The organism is Staphylococcus pseudoxylosus, assembly GCF_003697915.1.
Taxonomy (GTDB): domain Bacteria; phylum Bacillota; class Bacilli; order Staphylococcales; family Staphylococcaceae; genus Staphylococcus; species Staphylococcus pseudoxylosus.
This window is the reverse complement of record NZ_RCVN01000115.1, coordinates 1-214: the sequence shown is the minus strand read 5'-3', so window position 1 is coordinate 214 and position 214 is coordinate 1. Positions and strand designations below refer to the sequence as shown.

Sequence of the window (214 nt, the reverse complement as noted above, 5' to 3'; positions counted from 1 at the left end):
CAAAATCAATCATTCAAAAACTTAGATTATGATTTCGAAAGCGTGCGTACTTCAAGACAATCACCATTCGCGCAACGTATTGAACAACAACAAAAACGTTTGAACTTACCGGATTTACCAACAACAACTATTGGATCATTCCCACAAAGCCGAGAAGTTCGAAAATACCGTGCAGATTGGAAAAATAAACGCATTACAGACGAAGCATATGAAA

General features: G+C 36.9%; 1 protein-coding gene. It reads left to right on the top strand.

All coding sequences use genetic code 11. The annotated features are described in order from the left end of the window. A partial coding sequence (locus D9V42_RS15035; RefSeq protein WP_142927617.1) for a hypothetical protein occupies positions 1-214 on the top strand: 214 nt, incomplete at both ends.